Source organism: Synechococcus sp. WH 8016, from assembly GCF_000230675.1.
Classification (GTDB): Bacteria; Cyanobacteriota; Cyanobacteriia; order PCC-6307; family Cyanobiaceae; genus Synechococcus_C.
Map to the genome: position 1 here is coordinate 1 of NZ_AGIK01000001.1, position 21,403 is coordinate 21,403.

Genomic DNA, 21,403 nt, shown 5'->3' on the forward strand with positions numbered 1-21,403 from the left:
CAACCCAAGCAGGTGCAGTTGCTGGTGGGGCTGCTTCTACCAGTAACGGTGTCACCGTTACCTCTAAATACGACGCCGGAACTCAAACAACGAGTTATGGCGTTGAGGTTGCAGCGGGTAATGGTCTGACAATTAATAATGGTGGTCAACTAGAAGTGAACACTGGTGGCAATAATATTATTGTTAATCCCAACGGTTCGCTAAGTGCTCTCAAGACCACTGTTTCAGCGGTTGATCAAAAAGTCACAGTGACTGCAACCGGTGGTTTTGACGAGGCTAATAATTACACCACAAATTATGAAGTTGGGATAAACATCGCCGACCGTTCATACAACGCTCTCAAATGTACTGGTGAGGGAGACGGTGCTGAATGTTATGGCAACGATGCTGAGGCGACAGGAGCTTCATCAACCGCGATTGGATCAGGTGCGAAATCTACAGCTGTTGGAGCTACGTCATTGGGTAATGCATCCTCTGCATCGTCTACGAATGCAACTGCAATTGGTCGTAGTGCTGATGCTTCTGGGGATGAGGCAACAGCTGTGGGCTACAAAGCCATTGCCAATGCAGAAGAAAGTTCTGCCTTTGGTACGGGATCCATCGCTTCTGGCAAAGAGTCAACAGCGGTTGGCTACGAAGCGATTGCATCTGCAGAAGATAGTTCTGCTTTTGGTAAGGACGCGAAGGCTTCTGGTAGGGAGTCAACCGCTTTTGGCTATAAATCTGATTCTGGTCAACTGCGCTCTACTGCGATTGGAGCTGAATCCAAAACGACCCGAGCGAATCAGCTCATGCTTGGTTCTGCTTCTACTCAAGTTACGCTTGCCAATCTTTTTGGCACTGGTAGTGCCATTGTCACTGCCAATGGCGATGGAACACTTTCTAGAAAAGAGGTTGGAGATAACACCCTTGAATCTCTTACCTGCGAAGGCAATGGAGACAACGCTGTTTGTTATGGTCCGGCTGCAAATGCAACGGGAATGAATACCACAGCATTGGGTGCGTATTCCACTGCAGCGGGAGCAACGAATGATCTTGATTTAGGTGCAACGTCTGTTGGTGCTGGTGCTTTTACTAACACATTTAATGCCGTTGCTTTAGGACGCAATGCGCGCGCAACTGCTGCTTCTGCATCAGCCTTTGGTGCTTTCTCAGATGCATCTGGTGTGCAATCGATTTCCATTGGTCGTGGCAGTTCTGCAACTCAAACCAAAGCACTAGCGATTGGTGATAGTGCAATAGCCTCCGGTGTCTCGTCGATTGCGATTGGTGATTCCAGTATCGCCAATGCAGAAAATGCTCTTGCCCTTGGTGTGGGTTCAAATGCATCCTATGCCGATTCCACGGCTATTGGTGCGGGCGCCCAAACCACCGCAGTCGATCGGATCACGATTGGAACAGGAACTTCAAGCATCCAGACGCCAAGCCTTAAAACTCAGATTCCTAGCCAGGTAGGAGTGATCGTGACCCAACCTGATGGTGTGCTGAAGGTCGCCACCTTCGCAGAAGCGGACCTACCCAACAGCTATTGCGTGGGCGCTGGCAACGGAGCAACTTGTTATGGCCAATTATCGGATGCAACAGGCTCTGGCACCACCGCCATTGGTGCTGGCAGTCAGGCCAATAGCGGTGCAGGATCAGATCAAGTTGTTGCAGCAACTGCCTTAGGTACTTTTGCTAAAGCCACTGGAGCAGGATCCACGTCTCTTGGTGTTCTGGCCAATGCATCGGGTGTAGGTTCTATTTCCTCCGGCATGAATTCATCAGCTACAGGTCGTGGTGCTGTGGCCTATGGCTTTGGAGCGAATGCCACATCAGAAAACACCATGGCCATTGGCGGTTTCTCTACCGCCAATGGCGATCAATCTGTAGCCATTGGATCTGGTGCTTTGGCCAATGGTCGCCGGGCTTTCGCTTTTGGTTCGGGAGCGCAGGCGCTTGGATTTAATACCGATCCGATTGCAGGTGGAACGAATTCGTTGTCTGATGGCACTTCCACATCGGCCTATGGCGGCGAGTCCAAAGCGATTGGGACGAATGCCACGGCAATTGGTGCTTATTCAACGGCGAATGGCGTCAATGCCATAGCGATTGGATCGGATTCCGTCGCCAAAGGAAATCAAGTAATAGCTGTTGGTGCTGGATCATCAGCAGTGTTTGCTGGATCAACAGCTCTTGGTGCTGGTGCAACAACTACAAGAACCAATCAAGTGGTCATAGGTACCTCAGCGGATGAGGTGACGATTCCTGGATTGAGTGGATCAGGAACGGCGCTGGTGGCAGCAAACGATGATGGAACACTCAAGCGTTCATCGGTCTCGATGGGGCAAGTGGAAACAGCAGTGAAAACTACGATTCCAAAACTTGAAAAAGCAGCCCGCGGTTTAGGTCGTGCTGCGGAGTCAGCCGGTGCTGTTGGCGCTGCGCTGTCTGGATTGCCCGAGGTGTCGCTGCTACCAGATGAACCAGCCCGTTGTGGTTTTGCCGGGGGTGGTTTCGGCTCGCAGTATTCAGTTGCCGGTGGTTGTGCCCTACGGATCAAGGATCGCTTCCATCTCAATGGAGCGATTGCGTATACGCCATCGGTTGATTACGAGTATGGCTCTACGTCATCCTTCGCAGGTCGTATCGGCTTCTCCTTCCCGTTGGGCAAGATTGATCGCTCCGACAAGGTGGCAAAAGAGAGCCTGTACGGCCAGCAAATTGCAGCCTTGCAATCTGAGGTGAAGGAACTGCGCAGTGCAGAGCCCAGCTCTGACTCCAGTGCAGGGATCTCCGTTTCTGACCCTCAAGTGTCTGCTTACCTCGGTGAAGTGTCTGGAGACATCAGCCGTTTGGAGGGTGAAGTGCAGTCTCGCGATCAACAAATTGACTCTCTCACAAGGAGATTGGAGGAGTTGATGGAAAACCAGCGCACGAATGCTGGGTCGGATGCAGCTGCATCCGAGGCAACTCAGAATCTGATCGAGATTCTTAAAGCTCAGATCGAGGAACTCACGGCCCGTGATTCTTCGAATCGAGATGAGATTGAAAATCTCAAGTCTCAATTAGAAGCTCGTGATCAAAAGGTCAATAAGTTGCAGCGACAATTCAATGCCATCATGCAGAAGCTTGGCTTGCAGAGCTCTGACAAGCAATAGACGTCAGTTCTATGGTGTCTTGCCAGTGTTAGAACCTCGATGGTTGTTTGATGGCCAATGTTTTCGGTTAAATTTGTTCTATTCGTTTTTTGTTGATGCGTTCTTCGTTTCTTTTCGTTGCTGCTCTTGGTTTGGCCTTGATTCCCCAAGTCGGATGGGCGCAATCTGCCCAGAAGCAACCAACGGACGCTCAGCTGTCTCGGAGTTTTCGCGACTCCTTCTTGAAGGGTTGTAAGTCAGGCAAAACTCCCAACGTCTCCAACCAAAATGCCTACTGCACCTGTATGGCTAATGGTTATCAAGCTCGGTATGACGGAAAAACGCTCACAGCCATCTCTCAAGTGGCGGGTTCGATCGGTCAAAATGGCCCTGCATTGGTCAATCTGATGATGCAGCCTGAAGGCAAGCGCTGTGTCGCCGGTTCGTAGGCGCTTCAATCGCAGCGTTGACTGCTTTTCCAGGCTTGGCTCGTCAGCAATGGCGAGCTTTTTGATTGTTTGGTGTCTTTCTCAGATGCAGTTGGTCATAGTCGCTATGCGGTTGGGTCATGGTTAGGGGGTTTGGATCTGTAAACGTGGTTTTGGAGTTCAAAAGCTGCGTTTCTGAATTGCTTTTCCTTCTTTGCTTGAAGGAAGATTCATTGATTCTCGGTTTCCTAGAGGGAAACTGATTCTTTGTTGTCTGCTTTTATTTTGAGGCTGCATTGATGCCGGCTTTGTCTTGAGCTGGTGATTGTTTTGCTTCCTTAAATATTGGTTCTGGCATGATTCGAAATCTGCATTTCATGGCTCTTCTCTTTCTGTTCTTGAGGTCTGAATGATGACTGATTCCTTTATTGGTGGCGTGACCTATCAAGCCAACCCTGCAGGATCTGATATCACCGATTTCAATCCAACAAAAGATCGTTTGGATTTTGGAGAGATATCTGTTCATGGCTTAATTCTTGGTGCCTTACCTGATGGCACGGCGGGGATTGTGAATCCCTGGGGAGATCAGGTGCAAGCCCTTCAGGGGTTGAGTTGGAACGATCTCAGCCTGGATAACCTTGGTGTTGTTGGCAATGAACATCTTCGTCAAGACATTGGCGCGGTGCTGTCTTGGGAGCAAGGCATCGGTTCCCGTGAACCGGGGACTGTGTACGTGCGCTCCCATCAATTTGGTGTTCAAGAGGTGATTAATGGCTTTGATCCTCAAACCCAAAAGCTGAACTTTCTCTACACCGGTACACGCGAACGACTCTCTGTGGTCGATACGGATCAGGGGCTATTGATTCAGTTTGAGCCCACGAATCAAAGTGTTCTGTTAACAGGCGTTCAGCGCAGTGATTTGATCGGCGCCAATCTCGAGTTTCATCACGATCAGGTGATGGAGGACAACCTCGAGGTTCCCTTTGGCTTCACGGCCGAAGAGGTGTCCCTAGTGAGCCGGGCTGGTCTCCTCACGCCTCAAGCTCCCAGTGGTGCCTCCACCGATGGCGAGCAGGTGCGGGCTGGGCTGATGGTGAATCCTGACTCCACCGTGATAGCGATGGACGCGTCTCAGTCCATGACTGACCACTCCATGCACAACCATCCGATGCCATCGAGCTCGGGCGAACTGCAGGCTTCGGTTGCTGGCAATCTCTATTCCGGGGGGATGGGTGGAACCCTCACGCTCTCGAACGCATCGAATGTTGCACTCAAGGATTGGTCGTTCAGTTTTTTGACCAATCAACCCGATTTTGAGAGTTGGTCGGCTGAATCCTCAGTGAACGATCTCGGTGGTGGTGTCTATCAGGTGTTGATTACGCCTCCCGCCTGGGGCCTTGAGATTCCAGCTGGTGGGTCTGTTGATCTGTCTTTCAACGCCGGAAGCATTGGCCTGGCGGATTCGGGTGCACTCACCAATGCAATGTTTTTTGTTGCTGCGTCTGGGGCCGATGTTGTGGCTCCAGAACAAGCAGCGTCCATTGCTGAGCCACTGCCCATTGCTGAGCCACTGCCCATTGCTGAGCAACTGCCCATTGTTGAAGGATCGCCAGTCGTTGAGCCATCGCCAGTTTCTGAGCCATCGCCGCTGATGGCAGATTCGCAGGGACTCTCTGTATCGGCCACGATCACCGGTGGTTGGTCTGGCGTCTTTGCTGGCGAGATCACCGTGACCAATCTGGGCAATGGTTCTGCCGGCACCGACTGGAGTGTTGCCCTTGTCATGGATGCACCGCTGACATCGGTCAGCAACTTTGATGTGCAGTCTGAGCTGCGCAGTGATGGACGCTACGACGTCTTGCTCTCTCCTAAATCATGGGCTGCTCCCTTAGATCCAGGCGATTCACAGTCGTCTTATTACCAAGCGGCTGGTGAGGCCACAAACCCTGCTGAGGTGTTTGATTTTGTTGATGTTGATGTTGATGTTGATGTTGCAGATCCTGCAGAGACTGCAGATGTTTCAGATGGCTCAACTGTGTCGTCGGAGCAGATCGATTCAGCGCTGGATGTAGTGATGGATTCAGTGATGGAACCCACTGCCTTCAACGAGTCTGTGGATTCGTTGGATCTGCAAGCTCCGAATGGGGGTGGTGACAAGCGCATCGTCACCTATTTCGAGGAGTGGGGTGTGTATGAGCGCGATATCAATCTGTCCGATGTGAATGGGCAAGCGATGACCCATCTCAATTACAGCTTTTTTGATGTGAAGGCGGATGGCTCTGTTCAGCTGTTTGATTCCTATGCAGCGCAAGAGAAGCGGTTTGAGGCAGCGGATCAAGTGAGCCGTACGTTTAGCCAAGCGGAGTATGCAGCGGTTGATCCTGCTCTGATCGCTGCTTACAACTCCGATCGCTACACGATCAGTGAATCGGCTGATTCGGTCACGGTCACCAGTGTTCCCGTTGGTTGGAATGATGCGGGTCCCCAGGATGCAGGCAATTTCGAGCAGCTTCGTCGTTTCAAGGAGCTCAACCCCAATGTTGAGCTTGGGTTTGCCTTAGGTGGATGGACGCTCTCCGATGAGTTCAGCACAGCGTTTGCAACCCAAAGCGGTCGCGATCGCTTCACCAGTGATGTGGTGGATATTTTTAGGAACAACGATTTCTTCAGTGTTGTTGATTTTGATTGGGAATACCCCGGTGGTGGTGGGGATCCCGGTAATGCATCGAGTCCTAACGATGGGGCAAACTTTGCCTTAGTGCTTGAACAGTTGCGCGCTGAGCTTGATGCGCTTGAATCGGAGACAGGTGAAAACTATGAGGTTTCTATTGCTACAGCTGGTGGCTCAGAAAAGCTTGCCAATCTCAATCTTGCTGGTATCGATCCTTACGTTGATTTTTATAATGTGATGACCTACGACTTCCACGGTGGTTGGGAGAATCAAACGGGGCATCAGGCAGCGATGACGGGTGATGCCAACAATTACGACGTCACAACGGCTGTGTCTGTTTTCGAAGATGCTGGCGTGGAGCTCAGCAAGGTGGTTTTGGGGGCTCCGGCCTATACCCGGGCTTGGGGTGGGGTCGAGGATGGCGGCAGCTTTGGTTATCAACAGTCAGGGATGGGTGCAGAGGCTGAAGGATCGCTTGAAGCCGGGGTTTATGACTACAAAGACATCGTGACGGATGTGATCACGGGGCAGACAGATCTCTACTGGGATGACAACAGCAAAGCGGCCTTTGCCTATAACGGTGATGAATGGAGTTCCATTGAAACCACCGCCACAATCGCTGGAAAAGCGGCTTACGTTCATGCGAAAGATCTGGGTGGAATGATGTTCTGGGCCCTGAGCAATGATGCTGAAGGTGATCTCAGTTTGGTGGAGGCTGCTGATGACATTCTGCGTCAGGGTGCCTCCTATGCAGATGCGGTTGATAAGGCTCCAGAGTTTGATTATGTTTTGGGCGGAAATGGTGAATTTAGTATCAGTGATTTTACGGCATTAGCTTGATCCAAGAGCTGTTGAGTGCTCTGGCAATTTTAAGTTCTAGTGCCCTTGGTTGAGCGGCATCATCCTCTCCTGAATGGGGAGGATTTTGTTGTTGATGTGATTGCGGCGTCGGCTTTGGTACTCGTCGCAAAATGGTTCCGTTTTTAGCTCACGCCTGAGAGTCCCGCACTCCAGGCATGGAGCGCCGATGATGGCCACACGAATTGGCTTGTTCAGATGGGTGTGCTGCGTCGGCTTTTGGTTTCCTTGCTCGCTGCGGTGCTCCTGCTTCTTGTCACGCCCAATGCAGCCCTAGCCCAGGTTCACCAACACAACGATGAGGCGGGTGCACCGATGCTGCGCAGTCTCGAAAGCCTGCGAGACCTTGATTACGACAGCTGGCAAGCCGTGGCCTATCGCACCGGTGAGCCCGGTAACCCAGTGATCCTGAGAATTGTGGGTTACCCCGGAAAAGTTCGGCTTGAGCATCCGGTATCGCTGCATGTTCAAGCCGGAGTGAAGGAATGGGACTTGGATGACATCACTCTCGACAATCCCGCGCTCGCCAGCGACGGCCGCGAAGCAGCCGCTGAATTCGCCCTCGATCCGCTGCTCAGCAATTTGAGCAACAACCGTCCTCTGCGCCTGTTCCTGCCAGGTGTCTTTAATGAGTTGCCCGTTCCCCCCTATGTGGTGGGTGAGTGGCGGGATGTGCAAACCCAGCCGTTGAGCTGATGCAAGCGGGCTGCAAGCACTGGAATGGTTGGATGCGCCGGGCGCTGCAGTTGGCAGCCCTGGCGGAAGGCCAAACCAGCCCCAACCCCCTCGTGGGTGCAGTGGTTTTGGATGCTCAAGGAGTCCTGGTGGGTGAGGGCTTTCATGCCAAAGCAGGCCAAGCCCATGCCGAGGTGGGTGCCCTTGCTCAAGCGGGTGCCCGCGCCCAGGGCGGCACGATCATTGTCACGCTCGAGCCTTGCTGTCATCAGGGCCGCACGCCCCCCTGTGCGCAGGCGGTGATTGCTGCTGGCATTCAGCGCGTGGTTGTGGCCCTTACAGATCCTGATCCACGCGTGGCCGGTGGTGGCATTCAGCGCTTGCGCGATGCTGGATTGGAGGTGATCACTGGGGTGCTGGAGGCGGAAGCGGCCCAGCAAAACCGAGCCTTTGTGCATCGCGTTCAAACCGGCCGGCCCTGGGCCCTTCTCAAGTGGGCGATGAGTTTGGACGGCCGCACGGCCCTGCCAAATGGCGAAAGCCAGTGGATTAGTGCTCCTCCAGCGCGGGGCTGGGTGCATCAGTTGCGCGCTGGTTGCGATGCGGTGATTGTGGGTGCTGGCACGCTGCGCGCTGACAACCCCCTGCTCACCAGCCGTGGAGGGCGTTCGCCCGAACCCCTGCGCGTGGTGCTGAGCCGCAGTCTTGACCTGCCTGCCCAGGCACAGCTTTGGGATACCAGCCTGGCCCCAACGCTCCTGGCCCATGGGCCAGGGAGCGCTGATCGCCCCCTGCCAGAGGGGCCGGAACCTCTTGAGCTTTTCGCCAGCGAGCCTTTGGATCTCCTGCATGCTTTGGCTGAAAGAGGCTGCAACCGCGTGCTCTGGGAATGCGGCCCGGCCCTGGCAGCAGCAGCTCTACAGCAAGGGTGTGTGCAGGAATTGGCGGTGGTGATTGCCCCCAAGCTTCTCGGAGGCACCTTGGCCAGGACCTCCCTGGGCGATCTGGGTTTCTCGGCGATGGATCAGGTGATTCCTCTGTCCGCGCTGAAGGCAGAACGGTTGGGATCTGATCTGTTGCTGCAAGCCATCACGCCTCCCCTGGGCCCGGCTGTTTAAGGGGTATCCCACAGCGATTGAAGTGTCCAGGGACCTCCCTCCATCACCCAAAACGATCCGTTCACCAGGCGGATGTTTTGATCGAGCGCTTCCATCGTTTGCAACTCGCTGGTGCTGAGTTTGATCTCCGCCGCTTGCAGGTTTTCAAGCAACCGTGACGGCTTGACCGACTTGGGAATGGCTGAGATGCCCCGTTGCACATCCCATGCCAGCACCACCTGGGCCGGCGAGCAGCCACGCGTTTCTGCAATCGAGCGAATGACGGGATTCTCGAGCACAACCGGCGCATCCTTCACTTTGAAGGCTTCGGGCCGGTCCATGGACCCGAGTGGGGAATAGGCGGTGATCAGAATCCCTTCCGATGCGCAGTACTCCAAGAGTGCTTGCTGTTGCAAAAGGGGATGGTGCTCTACTTGATTCACCTCTGGTTTTTGTTTGCAAGAGGAGATCAGTTTTTGCAACTTTTGAATCGAAAAGTTGCTGACACCAATATGTCTTGTCAGGCCTTTTTCGCATGCTGATTCCATCGCCTCCCATGTTTCGCCGATCGGACTTTGTTCCGGTGAGAGCAGATCATCAACCGATTCTGCAAACGGTTTCTCTGGCTTGATGCTCACCGGCCAATGAATCAGGTAAAGATTCAGATAGTCCACGCCGAGATTCTGAATGGATTGGTTCAGTGCCGCCTCAACGCGATCTTTCCCATGGCAGTTAGACCAAAGCTTGGATGTAATCCAAAGCTCAGATCTTGTGACCTCATGATTCTGGATGGCATCCCGAATCGCATCACCAACTTCCTTTTCATTGCCATAAACGCTCGCGCAATCAATGTGGCGATATCCAATCTTGATCGCTTCCCGTACGGCCGCATAAACCTGTCTTGATTCGGACTTCCACGTTCCTAAGCCCAACAACGGCATCTGGTCGCCGTTGGATAGGGATGCATATTGCATGGTTGTTGTTGATTCTTTTTTCGCTCCACGCTAGTGCTGACGCATCTGCTCAGCGTCGATCGTCGTGTTCAAAGATCTCTTTCTCTTCCACTTGGTTGGTGTAGCGACCGATCAGGACTCCCATCACCACGGCTAAATAGAGCGGTCCGATAATTCCTGTGATCACGGCCAGCATCCGCGAGATGGGCAGCACGGGTTGGATGTCACCAAAGCCCACCGTGGTTAAGCAAATGAAGGCGAAATAGTTGATCTGGGAGAAGGCGTCCATCGAGACCAGCACGCTGACGTCAGCCCCGTTGGCGGATTCTTGAAGGATGTTGAGCGGTTCGAAACTGCCCGGCTGGATGGTTTCCACCGCACTCATCACCAAACCCGCCGTCAGGCCTAAGAGCAGATAGCCAGCGGCAGCGCCCATCAACAATCCAGAGGTGACTCTTCGTTCCAGGGAGAGCCGCTCCACCAAGCGGATCACGCTCCATCCCACCAGCAAACTCCAGCTGAGCACAAGGGGAACGCCGCTTACCACCCAGCGCACAGGCGTGATTTGCCACAGGAGCAGGGCAAGGAGAGCTCCAAGACCTAGGAGTTGGTACAGGCGGTCTCCCACGCTGAGCGACGTCTTGCGGATCATCACCAATTGCGTGAGCAGCAAGGCGATCAAGGCGTAGCCCAGGGGGCCGATCCAGCTCAAGCGCGGAAAAGCAAAGCTGACCAACACCACTAAGCAGAGGGCTAGCAGCAGCTCATAAATTTTTTCTCGATAGCGGCGCTTCGCTCGGTCTGATTTCATCTTCAGAGCATTCCGCCAGGCTCAGGATTCCAACGATCGCGAACGCCAGCGAGCCCAGCAAGGTCGTACGCATGGACATTGTGCTGTCGAAGACCTGTTCCAGGGGCAAGTTTGTTGGTAACCCGGCGATGGCCGATTGCATGAACCAGACACAACCCAAGGCATTCACGATCGAAATCCACCAGCCAAGGTGATCTGGTTCGAACACCAAAAGTCTTCCGTGTCCGACCTCTTGCAGTCCGTAGGCAGCAGAAATCAGAAAGAGGATGGATCCGAGCACATTGGGGAGGATCCCCAGCCATAGCCAGAGCTCAGTGTTTGGATGTTGGAGGCTCCAACTGAAAAAGGTCTCGATGTTGAACAACACCGTGCCAATGCTTTGAGTGAGGGTGCAACGCAGGCCACACCACTCCCAGGACGGCCCGTCCCTTGGCAGCATTCGATCTCCAATTCGTGCTTGCTGGAGTTGCCACCAACCACCGGCTGTGAAGAACACAGAACCGATTGCCAGCAAACCAAGAGCCAACCGTGGCTCTTGGTTTGTGTGTAGTTGCACCCAGGAACCAAGCGCAAACAGAAGGGGGCCAACAATGAACGCCAGGGCTGTCTGCGTTTCGAGGCGTTCCACCCGCTTTGGCCTCAGCAAAGCGCGAAGGATCTCGATCAAATTAAGGGCCTGGTAGTGCTTCTTTCTGAGAGGTCCATGGCCCTTACGGAGGCGACGGCTGGTCCAAATGCCAAGGGGATGGAGCCATGCGCTGGTTCCTAGGGAACTATGCCAATGGGGACGCAGACTTTCGCTGGCCATCCAGGCGTTCGGTTCTCCCTCCAGCACGGGCACCCAACAGGGAAACTACCGACTTAGTTTGGTGCGCATTCGGGAACCGGCTTCATGGCGATTCGAGAAGACGACAATCGCCCTAATCGGCGCTTCGGGATCATCAACATTGTTTTGATTGGCTTCGGAGTGTTGTTGTTGCTCAGCAGCTTCATTCCCAATCAAGGGATGCAGCAGGTGCCTCGGGTGCCTTACTCCCTGTTTATCGATCAGGTCAACGATGGAGCGGTTAAGCGCGCCTTCATCACCCAAGATCAAATTCGTTACGAGCTCAGTGAGGTGGAGGAAGGGGCCCCTTCCGTGCTCGCCACCACGCCGATCTTTGACATGGATCTGCCTCAGCGCCTTGAAAGCAAAGGCGTTGAGTTTGCTGCCGCGCCGCCGAAAAAGCCCAATATCTTCACCACCATTTTGAGCTGGGTGGTCCCGCCGCTGATTTTCATCCTGGTGCTGCAGTTCTTCGCCCGTCGCTCCATGGGTGGTGGCGGTGCGCAAGGTGCGCTGAATTTCACCAAGAGCAAGGCCAAGGTGTACGTGCCTGATGAGCAATCCCGGGTCACCTTTGCCGACGTGGCAGGTGTGGATGAAGCCAAGGATGAGCTCAATGAAATTGTTGACTTCTTAAAAACACCCGAGCGCTACACCGATATCGGCGCCCGCATTCCCAAAGGTGTGTTGCTGGTGGGCCCTCCAGGTACGGGAAAAACACTCTTGTCCAAAGCCGTTGCCGGTGAAGCAGGGGTGCCCTTCTTCATTATCAGTGGTTCCGAATTTGTAGAACTGTTTGTGGGAGCTGGCGCCGCGCGCGTTCGCGACCTGTTCGAACAGGCCAAAAAGAATGCTCCCTGCATCATCTTTATTGATGAGTTGGATGCGATTGGTAAGAGCCGTTCGGGCTCGATGGGTGTGGTTGGCGGTAACGACGAACGCGAACAAACGCTCAATCAATTGCTCACCGAAATGGATGGCTTTGCCTCCAAAGACAAGCCGGTGATTGTGTTGGCTGCCACCAACCAACCTGAAGTTCTTGATGCTGCACTGCTGCGCCCAGGTCGATTCGACCGTCAGGTGCTTGTGGACCGCCCGGATCTCTCTGGCCGCAAAACGATTCTCGATATCTACGCCAAAAAAGTAAAACTTGCTGAAGAGGTTGATTTAGACAAAATTGCTCAAGCCACCAGTGGTTTTGCGGGCGCTGATCTTGCCAATTTGGTGAACGAAGCAGCCCTCTTGGCGGCCCGTAATTACAAGAAAGAAGTTGTCCAGGGCGATCTCAATGAAGCCATTGAGCGCGTTGTTGCCGGCCTCGAGAAAAAGAGCCGGGTAATGCAAGACGACGAGAAAAAGGTTGTGGCTTATCACGAGGTTGGTCACGCGATCGTGGGTCACCTCATGCCTGGTGGCAGCAAAGTGGCCAAAATTTCGATCGTGCCCCGCGGCATGAGTGCCCTGGGCTACACCCTGCAACTTCCTACGGAAGAGCGCTTCCTCAACTCTCGCGAAGATCTAGAAGGGCAGATTGCCACTCTCTTGGGCGGCCGCTCTGCTGAGGAAATTGTCTTCGGAAAGATCACCACGGGAGCTGCTAATGACTTGCAGCGCGCCACCGACATCGCTGAGCAGATGGTGGGCACCTACGGCATGAGCGACACGCTTGGACCGCTTGCGTATGACAAGCAAGGTGGTGGCCGTTTCCTTGGCGGCAACAACAATCCTCGCCGTGCGGTGAGTGATGCCACAGCGCAGGCGATCGATCGCGAAGTGCGGGGCCTTGTGGATCGTGCTCACGATCAAGCCCTGGCGATCCTTCGTCAAAACATGGCGCTGCTCGAAACGATCTCCCAGAAAATTCTTGAAAAAGAAGTGATCGAAGGGGATGACCTCAGAGAAATGCTGTCGGCCAGCGTGATGCCCGAGGAGCATTCCGTTGCTGCCTAAGCAGCAGCTCTGTCGTTAGAGCGGATTCCATTTCAGTTGTCATTCACTGAGGGAAGTGCATGAACTCCATCAACTGTCGCCTTCGGGGGGCAGTTTTTTTGTGTGATCGCTGAGCTCCAGGCGCCGCGAACAGCATCGGTTCCAGCACGGAGGATCAAGAAGGCTTGACGAGCAGGCCTTTCATCCCCGATAACACTCCTTTAAAGCCGCTGGCATGGATAAGGGCGTTGCTGCTGTTCTCACCTCCCTGAGCGGGCGTGATTACCTGTCGTCTGCGGACGTTTCGGCGGATGAAACCCAGGCTCTGCTCGACCTTGCGCGCCAACTCAAATCTGGTGACCGTCGCATCGATCTCGGCAATCGCGTGCTGGGGTTGATCTTCACCAAAGCGTCCACGCGCACCAGGGTGAGCTTTCAAGTAGCAATGGCCCGCCTCGGTGGTCAAACCGTTGATCTCAATCCCCAGGTCACCCAGCTCGGTCGTGGTGAACCCTTGGAAGATACGGCCAGGGTTTTGAGTCGGTTTTGTGACGCTCTCGCTGTGCGCACCTTTGCCCAACAGGAGCTCGTGGATTACGCCTACTGGGCTTCGATTCCGGTGATCAATGCCCTCACGGACCTCGAACATCCCTGTCAGGCCTTAGCTGATTTCCTCACGATGCAGGAGGCCTTTGGCGATCTGCAAGGTCAAACCCTGGCCTATGTCGGGGATGGAAACAATGTGGCCCACTCCTTGATGCTCTGCGGTGCTCTTTTGGGCGTGAATGTGCGCATCGGTTGTCCCGATGGATTTGAGCCCCTTCCTGGGGTGCTGGATCAAGCCCGTGCTCTTGCCGTGTCTGGAGCGCAGATTGAGGTCACCAGTGATCCAGTGGCGGCGGTGCGCGGTGCCCAGGCGCTGTACACGGATGTATGGGCCTCGATGGGCCAGGAGGAGGAACAAGCGGAGCGCGAGCAGGCGTTTAAAGGGTTTTGCTTGGATGAGGCCCTGCTCTCAGAAGCGGATCCCAAAGCGATTGTTCTGCATTGTTTGCCTGCCCATCGCGATGAGGAGATCAGTGCCGGGGTGATGGAGGGTGCCTCCAGCCGGATCTTTGACCAGGCGGAGAATCGTCTGCATGCCCAGCAGGCTCTCCTCGCCGTGTTGCTTGGTGGTTTGTGAGCGCATCGCCCCAGGCGTTTTCACTGCCTGGTGGGGCCGTGACGGTGGTTCTCATCCATGGGTTTACCGGCTCACCCTCCGAGATGCAGCTCCTCGCGCAGGCCTTGAATTCTGAGGGCTATGGCGTTGAGGTTCCCCTGCTCATGGGGCATGGAACCAAGCTCACGGATCTGATGGGGGTGCACCCGCAGCAGTGGATCGACCCTCTTGATGCCTTGATCACGCGCCTGTTGTCAGAGGGGCAGAGAGTGGTGGTGGGGGGACTGTCGTTGGGCTCGATTTTGAGCCTGCAACTGGCGTTGCGTTACCCGCAAATCAAGGCTCTTTTGCTGTACTCACCCCCCATTCGCAGCGGAGACCCCCGCCGCTTTTTGGCCCCTTTGCTGATCCGATTCACGCAATCGTTGCCAAAGCCCGCCTCTGATTTCTTTGATCCGATCGCGGCAGAGCGGCTTTGGTCTTACGACCGCTATCCCGTGGCCACCAGTGCTCGCGTGCTCGATCTCATCTCCTGCACGCGCAAGCAGCTCACCCAGGTTCAGCAACCGCTGCTGGCGATTGCCAGTCGTCGCGACAAGGTGATTTCATCCAGTGGCATAGAGCTGTTGATGCGCAATGTGCAGTCCTCTCCTCGAGAGCTTTGCTGGTTAGAGCGCAGTAGTCATGCGATCACGGTGGATGCTGAATGGACGGTGGTCCGTGATCTCAGTCTCGACTTTCTACGTAAGATTTTTTCAACGTCAACTTGAAACATGGATCAAGTCGAACGAGACAATTGGCAAAGGGTTCTGGAAGCCCTAGAGGCGGCCGGTGACCGTGAGAGCGGCTTTTATCGCAGGGCTCAAGCGATCTGCAACGGTGAGCCAGATCCCTTGCTCGAGCAGGAGCGGCAAGATCAGGAGAAAAGAGAGCAAAGCGCATGAGTATGAACCCGATCGAGCGAGGCCTGGAACAGTCCTTTGAACTCGAAAAGTGGGGCCGGTTCATCCGTGAGTGCGATGACATCGACACCCTTCGAGAAACAGCTCTTTCTTTGGTGCAGCAACTCGCTCAGCTCAAAGCCTCCAGTGCCTGGATGGCCTCTCGCGCCTCCGAATCTGAAAACGCCAAATTGGAAATGTTGGCGGAATTGATCAAGCAAAAAAACGTCGACCAGGACAAGCCATGAGCGTTCTTTCCAGGCTGCGCAGCTGCGATGGCTTGCAAACATCTGCTGCAGTGCGAACCATCCTGATCATGGGTTCCACGGCCGCCGCCGTGTCTGTTGCCTCGGCGTTGCCGAGCCATGCCAGTTGGTTGCCAAAACCTGAGCCCAAGTTTTGGAGTCAGGTGCGCCGGCAAATGCTTGATCAGGACACGGCAAAACAGGCTGAATGGACGTTCATGGAGGCGATGCAATCCCCCAAGATCGACGCGGCTGAATATCTGCGTGACCCTCGCCGCCTTGATCAGACGGTGACGTTTCAGGCCCTGTTGTTGATGCGCAAAGGCGAGAGCAACCCGTGGGGTACGCGCCAGCTATCGATGCGCGCCCAATGCCTTGATGGGGTGTTGGAGCGGCAGGATCAGGAGGGGCGTTGGAGCCCTTACCCAGGCCGTCAGGGAACGGCTTCCAAGGTGAACTGGATCTGCGCCCAAGCTCCCAATCCCTGAGCCCCTTGCCAAACCCCCAGCGAATAGGTACAAATGTATTGACTGAAATGGACCATCCCGGTGACCACTGGATCCCCCGAGCCGCTCACCACTGCTCAGCAGGAGCTTTACGACTGGCTGTCGGACTACATCGGTAGCCATCGCCACAGCCCCTCTATTCGTCAGATGATGCAGGCGATGGGGCTGCGTTCCCCCGCTCCTGTGCAAAGTCGATTGCGCCATTTGCAGCAGAAGGGATGGCTCACTTGGCAGGAGGGACAAGCGCGCACCTTGCAATTGTTGGGGGATGTGGCGTCGGGTATTCCGGTGCTTGGCGCTGTAGCGGCAGGTGGTTTGGTGGAAACCTTCGACGATGTGCAGGAACACCTTGATCTGGCTCCCGTGCTCGAAACCCGGGGCTTGTTTGCCCTCACCGTGAATGGTGATTCGATGGTGGATGCCCACATCGCCGATGGTGATGTGGTGCTGATGGGACCTGTGCAAGAGCCGGGTCGCTTGCGTCAGGGCACGATCGTGAGTGCTTTGGTGGCAGGGAGTGGCACCACCCTTAAGCATTTCCATCTCGATGGCAGTTTGGTGCGCTTGGAAGCGGCGAATCCTGCCTATGCCCCCATTGAGTTACCAGCGGAGCAGGTGCAGGTTCAAGGCAAATTAATGGCGGTGTGGCGCCAGGTTTGAGCTCCGTGGCGGTGTATGCTTCGCCACGACAGTGAACAGGCTTGCGGGTCTTTTAGCTGTTGATGGGGCCATAGCTCAGCTGGTAGAGCACCTGCATGGCATGCAGGGGGTCAGCGGTTCGAATCCGCTTGGCTCCACTAGGTTTTCAGCTAGTGGCACTCCCCGAATCGTCTGAAACTTGGTGCAAGAAAGCGCAGACTTCTGTGCTCTCTTGCATTCAATTCAGCTTCGTGGCTGCGTGCTTAGGCCATTTTTGCGAACAGCTTTTTGTGATGGTCCACAACGTCTTGGCAACCGATCACAGGAGTGAAGTCCATCTCAATGCCGTATTGAGCGCGCCAAGGAGCGAAATGTTCAAAAATCTGTGCGTCGCTTTCGGCTTTAAATAAACAGGTCACCCGACCAGCGCCTGGAGCATGGACGCGAAACAGCATCTCAAAGCCAGGGAAGCTATCGGCCTTTGCCATCTCCCCTGAATCCCATAATTCACAAAAACTTTTATAGGCAGCGAGCTGACCTTCTATATCCGGAAAAATGCAGTCCGCGAGATACATTTGCATGGTTGGCTAAAAATGAAGACATTCTTTTCCTAGCCACTGCCCATGGAAGAGGCTGCTCAAGTCACCACTTACTGACCGCTCCTCTCAACCTCCGCGATGTTGAGAGGTCCTGGACCTAAAGGATCCTCTTGGTGCCAGTCATTGAACAGGAACCGTGTTGGGCATTCCCTCCACGCTGGCAAACGTCACCAGGCTGATGGCTGGTTCAGTCCCTCTGTTGATCACGTAGTGCGGCTCTTCCGGGTGACCTTCAAGGAAGCCGTCTCCGGCCTTAATGGTGTCGGTCTCCTCCGCACCATTGACGATCCGCACATTGCTGAGTTCTCCCTGCTCCACCATCACGACAACGGGTGCAGGATGGATGTGCAAAGGAATTTTGGCCCCAACAGGAAGCGTGAGCCGATAGACCCGCATCTCTGGCGTTCCCTCGGGATAGGCGACAACGTTGCCGCCGAGGGTTCGATTTGCTGTGAACAGCTCCTCGACCACTGGCTTGGGTGATGCCAGGGCAGGGCCCGACAAAAGCAGCGCGGTTGCTGCTGCAACCCCAAAAAATTTTGAGAACATCATCTTTTTTCGCAAGAATTATTGGCCCTATGCATAGTGCAAGGGGTGGTTCGCTGAAGTGGATGACAAACGTTTTCAGCGATTGCTGATCAAGCTGCCTCTGCTTCTGCCTCTGCGCCTGGCTCTTCGTATAAGTCTCTGAGCTGATCGAGCTCGGCCCTTAGATATTGAATCTCAAGCCAGTCCGTAGATAGCTCAATTGCGATTTGAAGCCGCTCAATCTGACGCTTTAGAAGCAAGGACATCTGCCAGGGAACGGGTTCAGCCATAAAACCGCGCTCTGAAGGTAATGCAAGCACTGAAGTGCCAGAGAACAGCGCTTGATCAAGCAGCTCTCGGATCCAGCGGAGATTGGGATCCGCTGATTCCCTCGTCAGCATGTGTTCGCGAAGATGGCGAAGCAGGTCACTCTTTCTCGATTCCAGATGCCATCCAAGCCCCGGAACCGAGTTGGTGAGGTGTACGGAAAGCTCACGGTCGTCCGTGCCTCAGAGCGTCGTACCAAAAGCGGAAATGCCTATTGGTGGTGTCGATGCTCTTGTGGTCAGGAACGTGAGGTTCCAGGCGACAAACTTTCGCAGAATTCAGCCCGTAAAAAGCCCTTGGTCACGGCCTGTTTGGATTGTTCTCGAGAATTTCAGGTTGAAGCTGTCTGTGCCAAAAATGACCGTGAAGAGCGTCAACGACGCATCGATGCCAAGCAGCGTCGCGCCCAACTGACAGGCAAAGTCCCAGATGGATGGCTTTCGCTGCCACTCACAGACGCCCATGCAAGGGAGCTGGGGCAGGTGTTGTTTTTTCGTGGCACGCTCTGCCTTCGAGGGCATCTTGCGCCCTATCGCATTAATGGGGGGTGTCTCACTTGCTCTGGGCAAAAGCCTTCTGCTGCTGATTAGCGTTGCGCAGCATCGGCTTGATCGCTTCGGGGCTTGAATCAACCGTTGTCATCAGGTGAAGAGCCGTTCAGATACGGCTCTTCACCCACTTGTTGTTCGTGAAACTGGCGGCTCTACTTGATGCAGAAGTTTTTGGCTTCTTCAATACTCTTGTGGTTATCCATCTCCTTCACGACGCAGTTACAGGTTTCATTTTTCTTGCTCAAGAGAAGTTGTTTGCCGGCTTTCATATATTCCTTATTCATCGCCTCGGCGCATTTGCCGAAGATGATCTCATCCACCCACTTGCTGGCGTGAGCAGGGGAAAATGAGACCGAGGCAACAGCCGCAACAGCGATCACAACAGGGAGTCGAGACATCGATAAAACCAGCTTTGTCCTTCAAACCCTAGAGCCATTTCACCCTGTCAAACCACTCAGACAATCTCATGTCGTTCTCATGCCCCGCCTATCCCTCTATGCGTCCATGTCAGCCAGAGGATTGAGGTTCAAAACCATCCACAAAAGTATGGCTGAACAAGCTTTGAGATCAGCGCCATCGTCGTATTTCCAGTCTTTCACCATGCTCACGAGCTCATGCTGAGCATTGGTGATAACTAGCTTCTTAGATCAGCTGCGAAGCTCACAATATTGTTAGTCCGTCTGCGCAAGGCTGGTTGTTCTCAACAGCTTGCTTCTGAGATCGGATTTGGTTAAGTGGCTTGACCTTCTTCTATCTGTAGCAACTGGGCAACTCCATTCCCAAACGACCAGTCTTCGCGTTGTGTCGGACTAATACTGATGAAGAGGTCTTCTTTATGAATGCCTTGTTTCTCCAGCGCTTCCGCAAGCATGCGGAACAACTCCACTTTTAAGGCTTTGCTCCTGGGCGAAGATGTGATTTGAAGAAGCAGGGGTGGATCCTCCGATCGTTTGATCCCCCACATCTCACGACTAATCTTCATACGTGATCTTGGACGTTCATTAATAATATAAAAGCCTCCATTCTCTGGGATTCCCCATGCGCTCACAAAGCAAGAATGAATGGTTTCTTGAAGCTGATCTATCGCCTCTTCAGGCATTCCCTCTGTGATATTAATCGTGATGAGTGGCATTCTATTGTTCAATACTATGATGCCTTCTTAGCATGCATCGATCCCTTAATCGGTCCTTCTTGTGACTGATTGTTCAAATAGCATGTTTCACGGATCGGCTCAATATCCCATGCCTCTCCATGCGAGAGGGCCTCTCAATGTGGATCGAATGGGGAGAGTTTTCAATTCGTTTGCATCGCTGCGTCTCCGCTGATCACAATGCGAGACTGATTGCAACCTTGCTTCTGCGGTTAAGGCCCCATGGCGTCGAGAGATCGTATTCGGGCTGTGTTTGCCGATCCCCAGCTCGATGGGATGGATCGTCTCTATCAAGCGATTGGAGCGATGCTCAAAGACGGAGTTGCCTTTGATAGCGCCTACGCCCAAGTTGTTCAATCTGGTGCTGATTCCGCTAAGACCTGGATCAGGTTTTGTGTTCAATCGGCTAGCCGATTTGATGAACCACCCGAGGAGTCGGAGTTTCTAGCCGTCTTGGAGGAATGTTGCAGAGAGCATGTTGGCGTCTGATAAGACAACACGCTAGTTTTTATTTTAGTAATGCTTGAAAGACTGATCAGAGACTGTTCTCATCCAATGATGTGAAGCATTTGTTAAATGACCAGATATAATCTCAATGAATAATTGAAATCGCCTGTGTTTAGAGTGTATGAATAAATTTTGATGGATTGAAGTTAAGTTCGAAGTTTAAAAATGTTCTATCCCCTTATCGTTCAAATGGTTTGTAATCGGTTCTCAATCTTCTTCTTCAACCTGGGGGAGGTCTGCTGACCAGGCTCGCTCGAGTGCGTTCACATTTTCATTTCTCTCAGGAGACTCAACGATCACGTTGACGTTGCGCTTGGCAAGAATCAAGCGTACGAGTGAAACCAAAAACCAGTATGCAGTGGCAAACAGCACGCTGAAGTAGACAAAGCGCATCATCACTCATCTCCTAACGATCTCTATGTTATCGGCAGTTCGTAGGGGGTTGCGGTCCAAAATTCCCGTGTTCCTGTTCGCCGCCTCCCTTGACCAACGTCCAGGTGACGAGTTTGATGGAACACTTTGTGGTAGCAACAATGCAGGACGAGGCTCTTAAGGCGTTGATCTCTGATTTGGGAGAGGGGATCGTGATTGATGCGGAGCTGCTTGAGGGTTGCTCGGTTGCCGCCCACGATCTTGACGACATGGATGCCGTACAAGCTGCTGAGGTTGCCGCGCATGTATTCACGACGTTGTTTGAAACCAAGGTTTCAGAGCAGACAGGCGAGAGTGCGGAACCTGAGGAAGGTGAATGGTCTGGCGTTGTGAATGGGTTTCGTTTTGTGATTGAACGCGATGGTGATGGTGACCTCGTCGTCGATTTCAGTGATGCTCCCTCTGGAACGACAGGCGATGCTTGAGGGTGAGCCCGAAGGAGCGTCTGA

24 protein-coding genes and 1 tRNA gene are annotated in these 21,403 nt (G+C 53.9%); 16 read left to right on the plus strand and 9 right to left on the minus strand.

Features of this window, described 5'->3' with window-relative positions:
• From SYN8016DRAFT_RS00005 to ribD, 5 genes are all read left to right on the plus strand, one after another.
• Positions 1 to 3,140, plus strand: a 3,140-nt coding sequence (locus SYN8016DRAFT_RS00005; RefSeq protein WP_006852141.1) for a YadA-like family protein, incomplete at its 5' end; no start/stop codon positions are given.
• A gap of 95 nt (positions 3,141 to 3,235) precedes the next feature.
• Positions 3,236 to 3,568 carry a hypothetical protein gene (locus SYN8016DRAFT_RS00010; RefSeq protein WP_006852142.1) on the plus strand — a complete coding sequence of 111 codons (333 nt, stop codon included), beginning with the start codon at positions 3,236 to 3,238 and terminating at the stop codon, positions 3,566 to 3,568.
• Positions 3,569 to 3,959: 391 nt separating this feature from the next.
• Positions 3,960 to 7,058, plus strand: coding sequence for a glycosyl hydrolase family 18 protein (locus tag SYN8016DRAFT_RS00015; protein ID WP_006852143.1), 3,099 nt, complete (start codon positions 3,960 to 3,962; stop codon positions 7,056 to 7,058).
• 216 nt (positions 7,059 to 7,274) lie between these two features.
• Entirely contained in the window at positions 7,275 to 7,772 is a 498-nt protein-coding gene (locus SYN8016DRAFT_RS00020; protein WP_006852144.1) for a DUF3122 domain-containing protein, read from the plus strand.
• Positions 7,772 to 8,869, plus strand: coding sequence for a bifunctional diaminohydroxyphosphoribosylaminopyrimidine deaminase/5-amino-6-(5-phosphoribosylamino)uracil reductase RibD (gene ribD / locus SYN8016DRAFT_RS00025; protein ID WP_006852145.1), 1,098 nt, complete (start codon positions 7,772 to 7,774; stop codon positions 8,867 to 8,869). Before SYN8016DRAFT_RS00020 ends, ribD begins: the two co-directional genes overlap by 1 nt.
• Here ribD and SYN8016DRAFT_RS00030 read toward each other — a convergent pair.
• From SYN8016DRAFT_RS00030 to SYN8016DRAFT_RS00040, 3 genes are read right to left on the minus strand one after another with little or no spacing between them, the layout of a single operon-like run.
• On the minus strand, positions 8,866 to 9,822 hold the full coding sequence (locus SYN8016DRAFT_RS00030; RefSeq protein ID WP_006852146.1) for an aldo/keto reductase: 957 nt from the start codon (positions 9,820 to 9,822) through the stop codon (positions 8,866 to 8,868). The genes ribD and SYN8016DRAFT_RS00030 overlap by 4 nt on opposite strands.
• Positions 9,823 to 9,871: 49 nt before the next feature.
• On the minus strand, positions 9,872 to 10,612 hold the full coding sequence (locus tag SYN8016DRAFT_RS00035) for a potassium channel family protein (RefSeq protein WP_006852147.1): 741 nt from the start codon (positions 10,610 to 10,612) through the stop codon (positions 9,872 to 9,874).
• Positions 10,566 to 11,453 carry a hypothetical protein gene (locus tag SYN8016DRAFT_RS00040; protein ID WP_253909746.1) on the minus strand — a complete coding sequence of 296 codons (888 nt, stop codon included), beginning with the start codon at positions 11,451 to 11,453 and terminating at the stop codon, positions 10,566 to 10,568. The genes SYN8016DRAFT_RS00035 and SYN8016DRAFT_RS00040 overlap by 47 nt, the downstream gene beginning before the upstream one ends.
• A 51-nt stretch (positions 11,454 to 11,504) precedes the next feature.
• On the opposite strand from SYN8016DRAFT_RS00040, the gene ftsH reads away from it, so the two are divergent.
• From ftsH to SYN8016DRAFT_RS00075, 8 genes are all read left to right on the plus strand, one after another.
• The gene (gene ftsH / locus SYN8016DRAFT_RS00045) at positions 11,505 to 13,388 is read left to right on the plus strand and encodes an ATP-dependent zinc metalloprotease FtsH (protein WP_006852149.1); all 1,884 of its coding nucleotides are present in this window, start codon (positions 11,505 to 11,507) and stop codon (positions 13,386 to 13,388) included.
• Between the two features lie 214 nt (positions 13,389 to 13,602).
• A complete protein-coding gene (argF, locus tag SYN8016DRAFT_RS00050; protein ID WP_006852150.1) occupies positions 13,603 to 14,550 on the plus strand; it encodes an ornithine carbamoyltransferase in 948 nt (315 codons plus the stop codon).
• On the plus strand, positions 14,547 to 15,299 hold the full coding sequence (locus SYN8016DRAFT_RS00055) for a carboxylesterase (RefSeq protein ID WP_006852151.1): 753 nt from the start codon (positions 14,547 to 14,549) through the stop codon (positions 15,297 to 15,299). Before argF ends, SYN8016DRAFT_RS00055 begins: the two co-directional genes overlap by 4 nt.
• A 3-nt stretch (positions 15,300 to 15,302) precedes the next feature.
• Positions 15,303 to 15,473, plus strand: a complete 171-nt coding sequence (locus tag SYN8016DRAFT_RS15445; protein ID WP_006852152.1) for a hypothetical protein — start codon at positions 15,303 to 15,305, stop codon at positions 15,471 to 15,473.
• Positions 15,470 to 15,718, plus strand: coding sequence for a hypothetical protein (locus SYN8016DRAFT_RS00060; protein ID WP_006852153.1), 249 nt, complete (start codon positions 15,470 to 15,472; stop codon positions 15,716 to 15,718). Before SYN8016DRAFT_RS15445 ends, SYN8016DRAFT_RS00060 begins: the two co-directional genes overlap by 4 nt.
• Positions 15,715 to 16,203, plus strand: coding sequence for a hypothetical protein (locus SYN8016DRAFT_RS00065; RefSeq protein WP_006852154.1), 489 nt, complete (start codon positions 15,715 to 15,717; stop codon positions 16,201 to 16,203). Before SYN8016DRAFT_RS00060 ends, SYN8016DRAFT_RS00065 begins: the two co-directional genes overlap by 4 nt.
• A gap of 54 nt (positions 16,204 to 16,257) precedes the next feature.
• Positions 16,258 to 16,881: a transcriptional repressor LexA gene (lexA, locus tag SYN8016DRAFT_RS00070; protein WP_038013005.1), complete on the plus strand. Its 624-nt coding sequence runs from the start codon at positions 16,258 to 16,260 to the stop codon at positions 16,879 to 16,881.
• 64 nt (positions 16,882 to 16,945) lie between these two features.
• Positions 16,946 to 17,018, plus strand: a tRNA-Ala gene (locus SYN8016DRAFT_RS00075).
• 105 nt (positions 17,019 to 17,123) lie between these two features.
• Here the strand turns inward: SYN8016DRAFT_RS00075 and SYN8016DRAFT_RS00080 are convergent.
• The 3 genes from SYN8016DRAFT_RS00080 to SYN8016DRAFT_RS00090 form a co-directional block, all read right to left on the minus strand.
• Entirely contained in the window at positions 17,124 to 17,441 is a 318-nt protein-coding gene (locus SYN8016DRAFT_RS00080; protein WP_006852156.1) for a DUF3303 domain-containing protein, read from the minus strand.
• 138 nt (positions 17,442 to 17,579) lie between these two features.
• Positions 17,580 to 17,963, minus strand: a complete 384-nt coding sequence (locus SYN8016DRAFT_RS00085; protein ID WP_253909747.1) for a cupin domain-containing protein — start codon at positions 17,961 to 17,963, stop codon at positions 17,580 to 17,582.
• Positions 17,964 to 18,097: 134 nt separating this feature from the next.
• Complete coding sequence (locus SYN8016DRAFT_RS00090) at positions 18,098 to 18,388, minus strand: hypothetical protein (RefSeq protein WP_006852158.1); 291 nt, start codon at positions 18,386 to 18,388, stop codon at positions 18,098 to 18,100.
• Positions 18,389 to 18,433: 45 nt separating this feature from the next.
• On the opposite strand from SYN8016DRAFT_RS00090, the gene SYN8016DRAFT_RS00095 reads away from it, so the two are divergent.
• Positions 18,434 to 18,904, plus strand: coding sequence for a hypothetical protein (locus SYN8016DRAFT_RS00095; protein ID WP_038013528.1), 471 nt, complete (start codon positions 18,434 to 18,436; stop codon positions 18,902 to 18,904).
• A 113-nt stretch (positions 18,905 to 19,017) separates the two neighbouring features.
• Here the strand turns inward: SYN8016DRAFT_RS00095 and SYN8016DRAFT_RS00100 are convergent, their stop codons facing one another.
• Positions 19,018 to 19,263: a hypothetical protein gene (locus SYN8016DRAFT_RS00100; protein ID WP_006852160.1), complete on the minus strand. Its 246-nt coding sequence runs from the start codon at positions 19,261 to 19,263 to the stop codon at positions 19,018 to 19,020.
• Between the two features lie 332 nt (positions 19,264 to 19,595).
• Positions 19,596 to 19,997, minus strand: coding sequence for a tautomerase family protein (locus SYN8016DRAFT_RS00105; protein WP_006852162.1), 402 nt, complete (start codon positions 19,995 to 19,997; stop codon positions 19,596 to 19,598).
• Between the two features lie 240 nt (positions 19,998 to 20,237).
• Here SYN8016DRAFT_RS00105 and SYN8016DRAFT_RS00110 point away from each other — a divergent pair, with 240 nt between their 5' ends.
• The gene (locus tag SYN8016DRAFT_RS00110; RefSeq protein ID WP_006852163.1) at positions 20,238 to 20,504 is read left to right on the plus strand and encodes a hypothetical protein; all 267 of its coding nucleotides are present in this window, start codon (positions 20,238 to 20,240) and stop codon (positions 20,502 to 20,504) included.
• A 225-nt stretch (positions 20,505 to 20,729) separates the two neighbouring features.
• On the opposite strand, the gene SYN8016DRAFT_RS00115 is transcribed toward SYN8016DRAFT_RS00110, so the two are convergent.
• Positions 20,730 to 20,918 carry a hypothetical protein gene (locus SYN8016DRAFT_RS00115; protein WP_006852164.1) on the minus strand — a complete coding sequence of 63 codons (189 nt, stop codon included), beginning with the start codon at positions 20,916 to 20,918 and terminating at the stop codon, positions 20,730 to 20,732.
• A 113-nt stretch (positions 20,919 to 21,031) separates the two neighbouring features.
• On the opposite strand from SYN8016DRAFT_RS00115, the gene SYN8016DRAFT_RS00120 reads away from it, so the two are divergent.
• Positions 21,032 to 21,379 carry a hypothetical protein gene (locus SYN8016DRAFT_RS00120; protein ID WP_006852165.1) on the plus strand — a complete coding sequence of 116 codons (348 nt, stop codon included), beginning with the start codon at positions 21,032 to 21,034 and terminating at the stop codon, positions 21,377 to 21,379.
• Positions 21,380 to 21,403 lie beyond the last annotated feature (24 nt).

Bases quoted from the DNA above. Each gene is read 5' to 3' on its own strand.
- SYN8016DRAFT_RS00010 (WP_006852142.1), top strand. From the start codon at position 3,236: ATGCGTTCTTCGTTTCTTTTCGTTGCTGCTCTTGGTTTGGCCTTGATT.
- SYN8016DRAFT_RS00015 (WP_006852143.1), top strand. From the start codon at position 3,960: ATGACTGATTCCTTTATTGGTGGCGTGACCTATCAAGCCAACCCTGCA.
- SYN8016DRAFT_RS00020 (WP_006852144.1), top strand. From the start codon at position 7,275: ATGGGTGTGCTGCGTCGGCTTTTGGTTTCCTTGCTCGCTGCGGTGCTC.
- ribD (WP_006852145.1), top strand. From the start codon at position 7,772: ATGCAAGCGGGCTGCAAGCACTGGAATGGTTGGATGCGCCGGGCGCTG.
- SYN8016DRAFT_RS00030 (WP_006852146.1), bottom strand. From the start codon at position 9,822: ATGCAATATGCATCCCTATCCAACGGCGACCAGATGCCGTTGTTGGGC.
- SYN8016DRAFT_RS00035 (WP_006852147.1), bottom strand. From the start codon at position 10,612: ATGAAATCAGACCGAGCGAAGCGCCGCTATCGAGAAAAAATTTATGAG.
- ftsH (WP_006852149.1), top strand. From the start codon at position 11,505: ATGGCGATTCGAGAAGACGACAATCGCCCTAATCGGCGCTTCGGGATC.
- argF (WP_006852150.1), top strand. From the start codon at position 13,603: ATGGATAAGGGCGTTGCTGCTGTTCTCACCTCCCTGAGCGGGCGTGAT.
- SYN8016DRAFT_RS15445 (WP_006852152.1), top strand. From the start codon at position 15,303: ATGGATCAAGTCGAACGAGACAATTGGCAAAGGGTTCTGGAAGCCCTA.
- SYN8016DRAFT_RS00060 (WP_006852153.1), top strand. From the start codon at position 15,470: ATGAGTATGAACCCGATCGAGCGAGGCCTGGAACAGTCCTTTGAACTC.
- SYN8016DRAFT_RS00065 (WP_006852154.1), top strand. From the start codon at position 15,715: ATGAGCGTTCTTTCCAGGCTGCGCAGCTGCGATGGCTTGCAAACATCT.
- SYN8016DRAFT_RS00080 (WP_006852156.1), bottom strand. From the start codon at position 17,441: ATGCAAATGTATCTCGCGGACTGCATTTTTCCGGATATAGAAGGTCAG.
- SYN8016DRAFT_RS00090 (WP_006852158.1), bottom strand. From the start codon at position 18,388: ATGCTGACGAGGGAATCAGCGGATCCCAATCTCCGCTGGATCCGAGAG.
- SYN8016DRAFT_RS00095 (WP_038013528.1), top strand. From the start codon at position 18,434: ATGCCATCCAAGCCCCGGAACCGAGTTGGTGAGGTGTACGGAAAGCTC.
- SYN8016DRAFT_RS00100 (WP_006852160.1), bottom strand. From the start codon at position 19,263: ATGTCTCGACTCCCTGTTGTGATCGCTGTTGCGGCTGTTGCCTCGGTC.
- SYN8016DRAFT_RS00105 (WP_006852162.1), bottom strand. From the start codon at position 19,997: ATGCCACTCATCACGATTAATATCACAGAGGGAATGCCTGAAGAGGCG.
- SYN8016DRAFT_RS00110 (WP_006852163.1), top strand. From the start codon at position 20,238: ATGGCGTCGAGAGATCGTATTCGGGCTGTGTTTGCCGATCCCCAGCTC.
- SYN8016DRAFT_RS00115 (WP_006852164.1), bottom strand. From the start codon at position 20,918: ATGATGCGCTTTGTCTACTTCAGCGTGCTGTTTGCCACTGCATACTGG.
- SYN8016DRAFT_RS00120 (WP_006852165.1), top strand. From the start codon at position 21,032: ATGGAACACTTTGTGGTAGCAACAATGCAGGACGAGGCTCTTAAGGCG.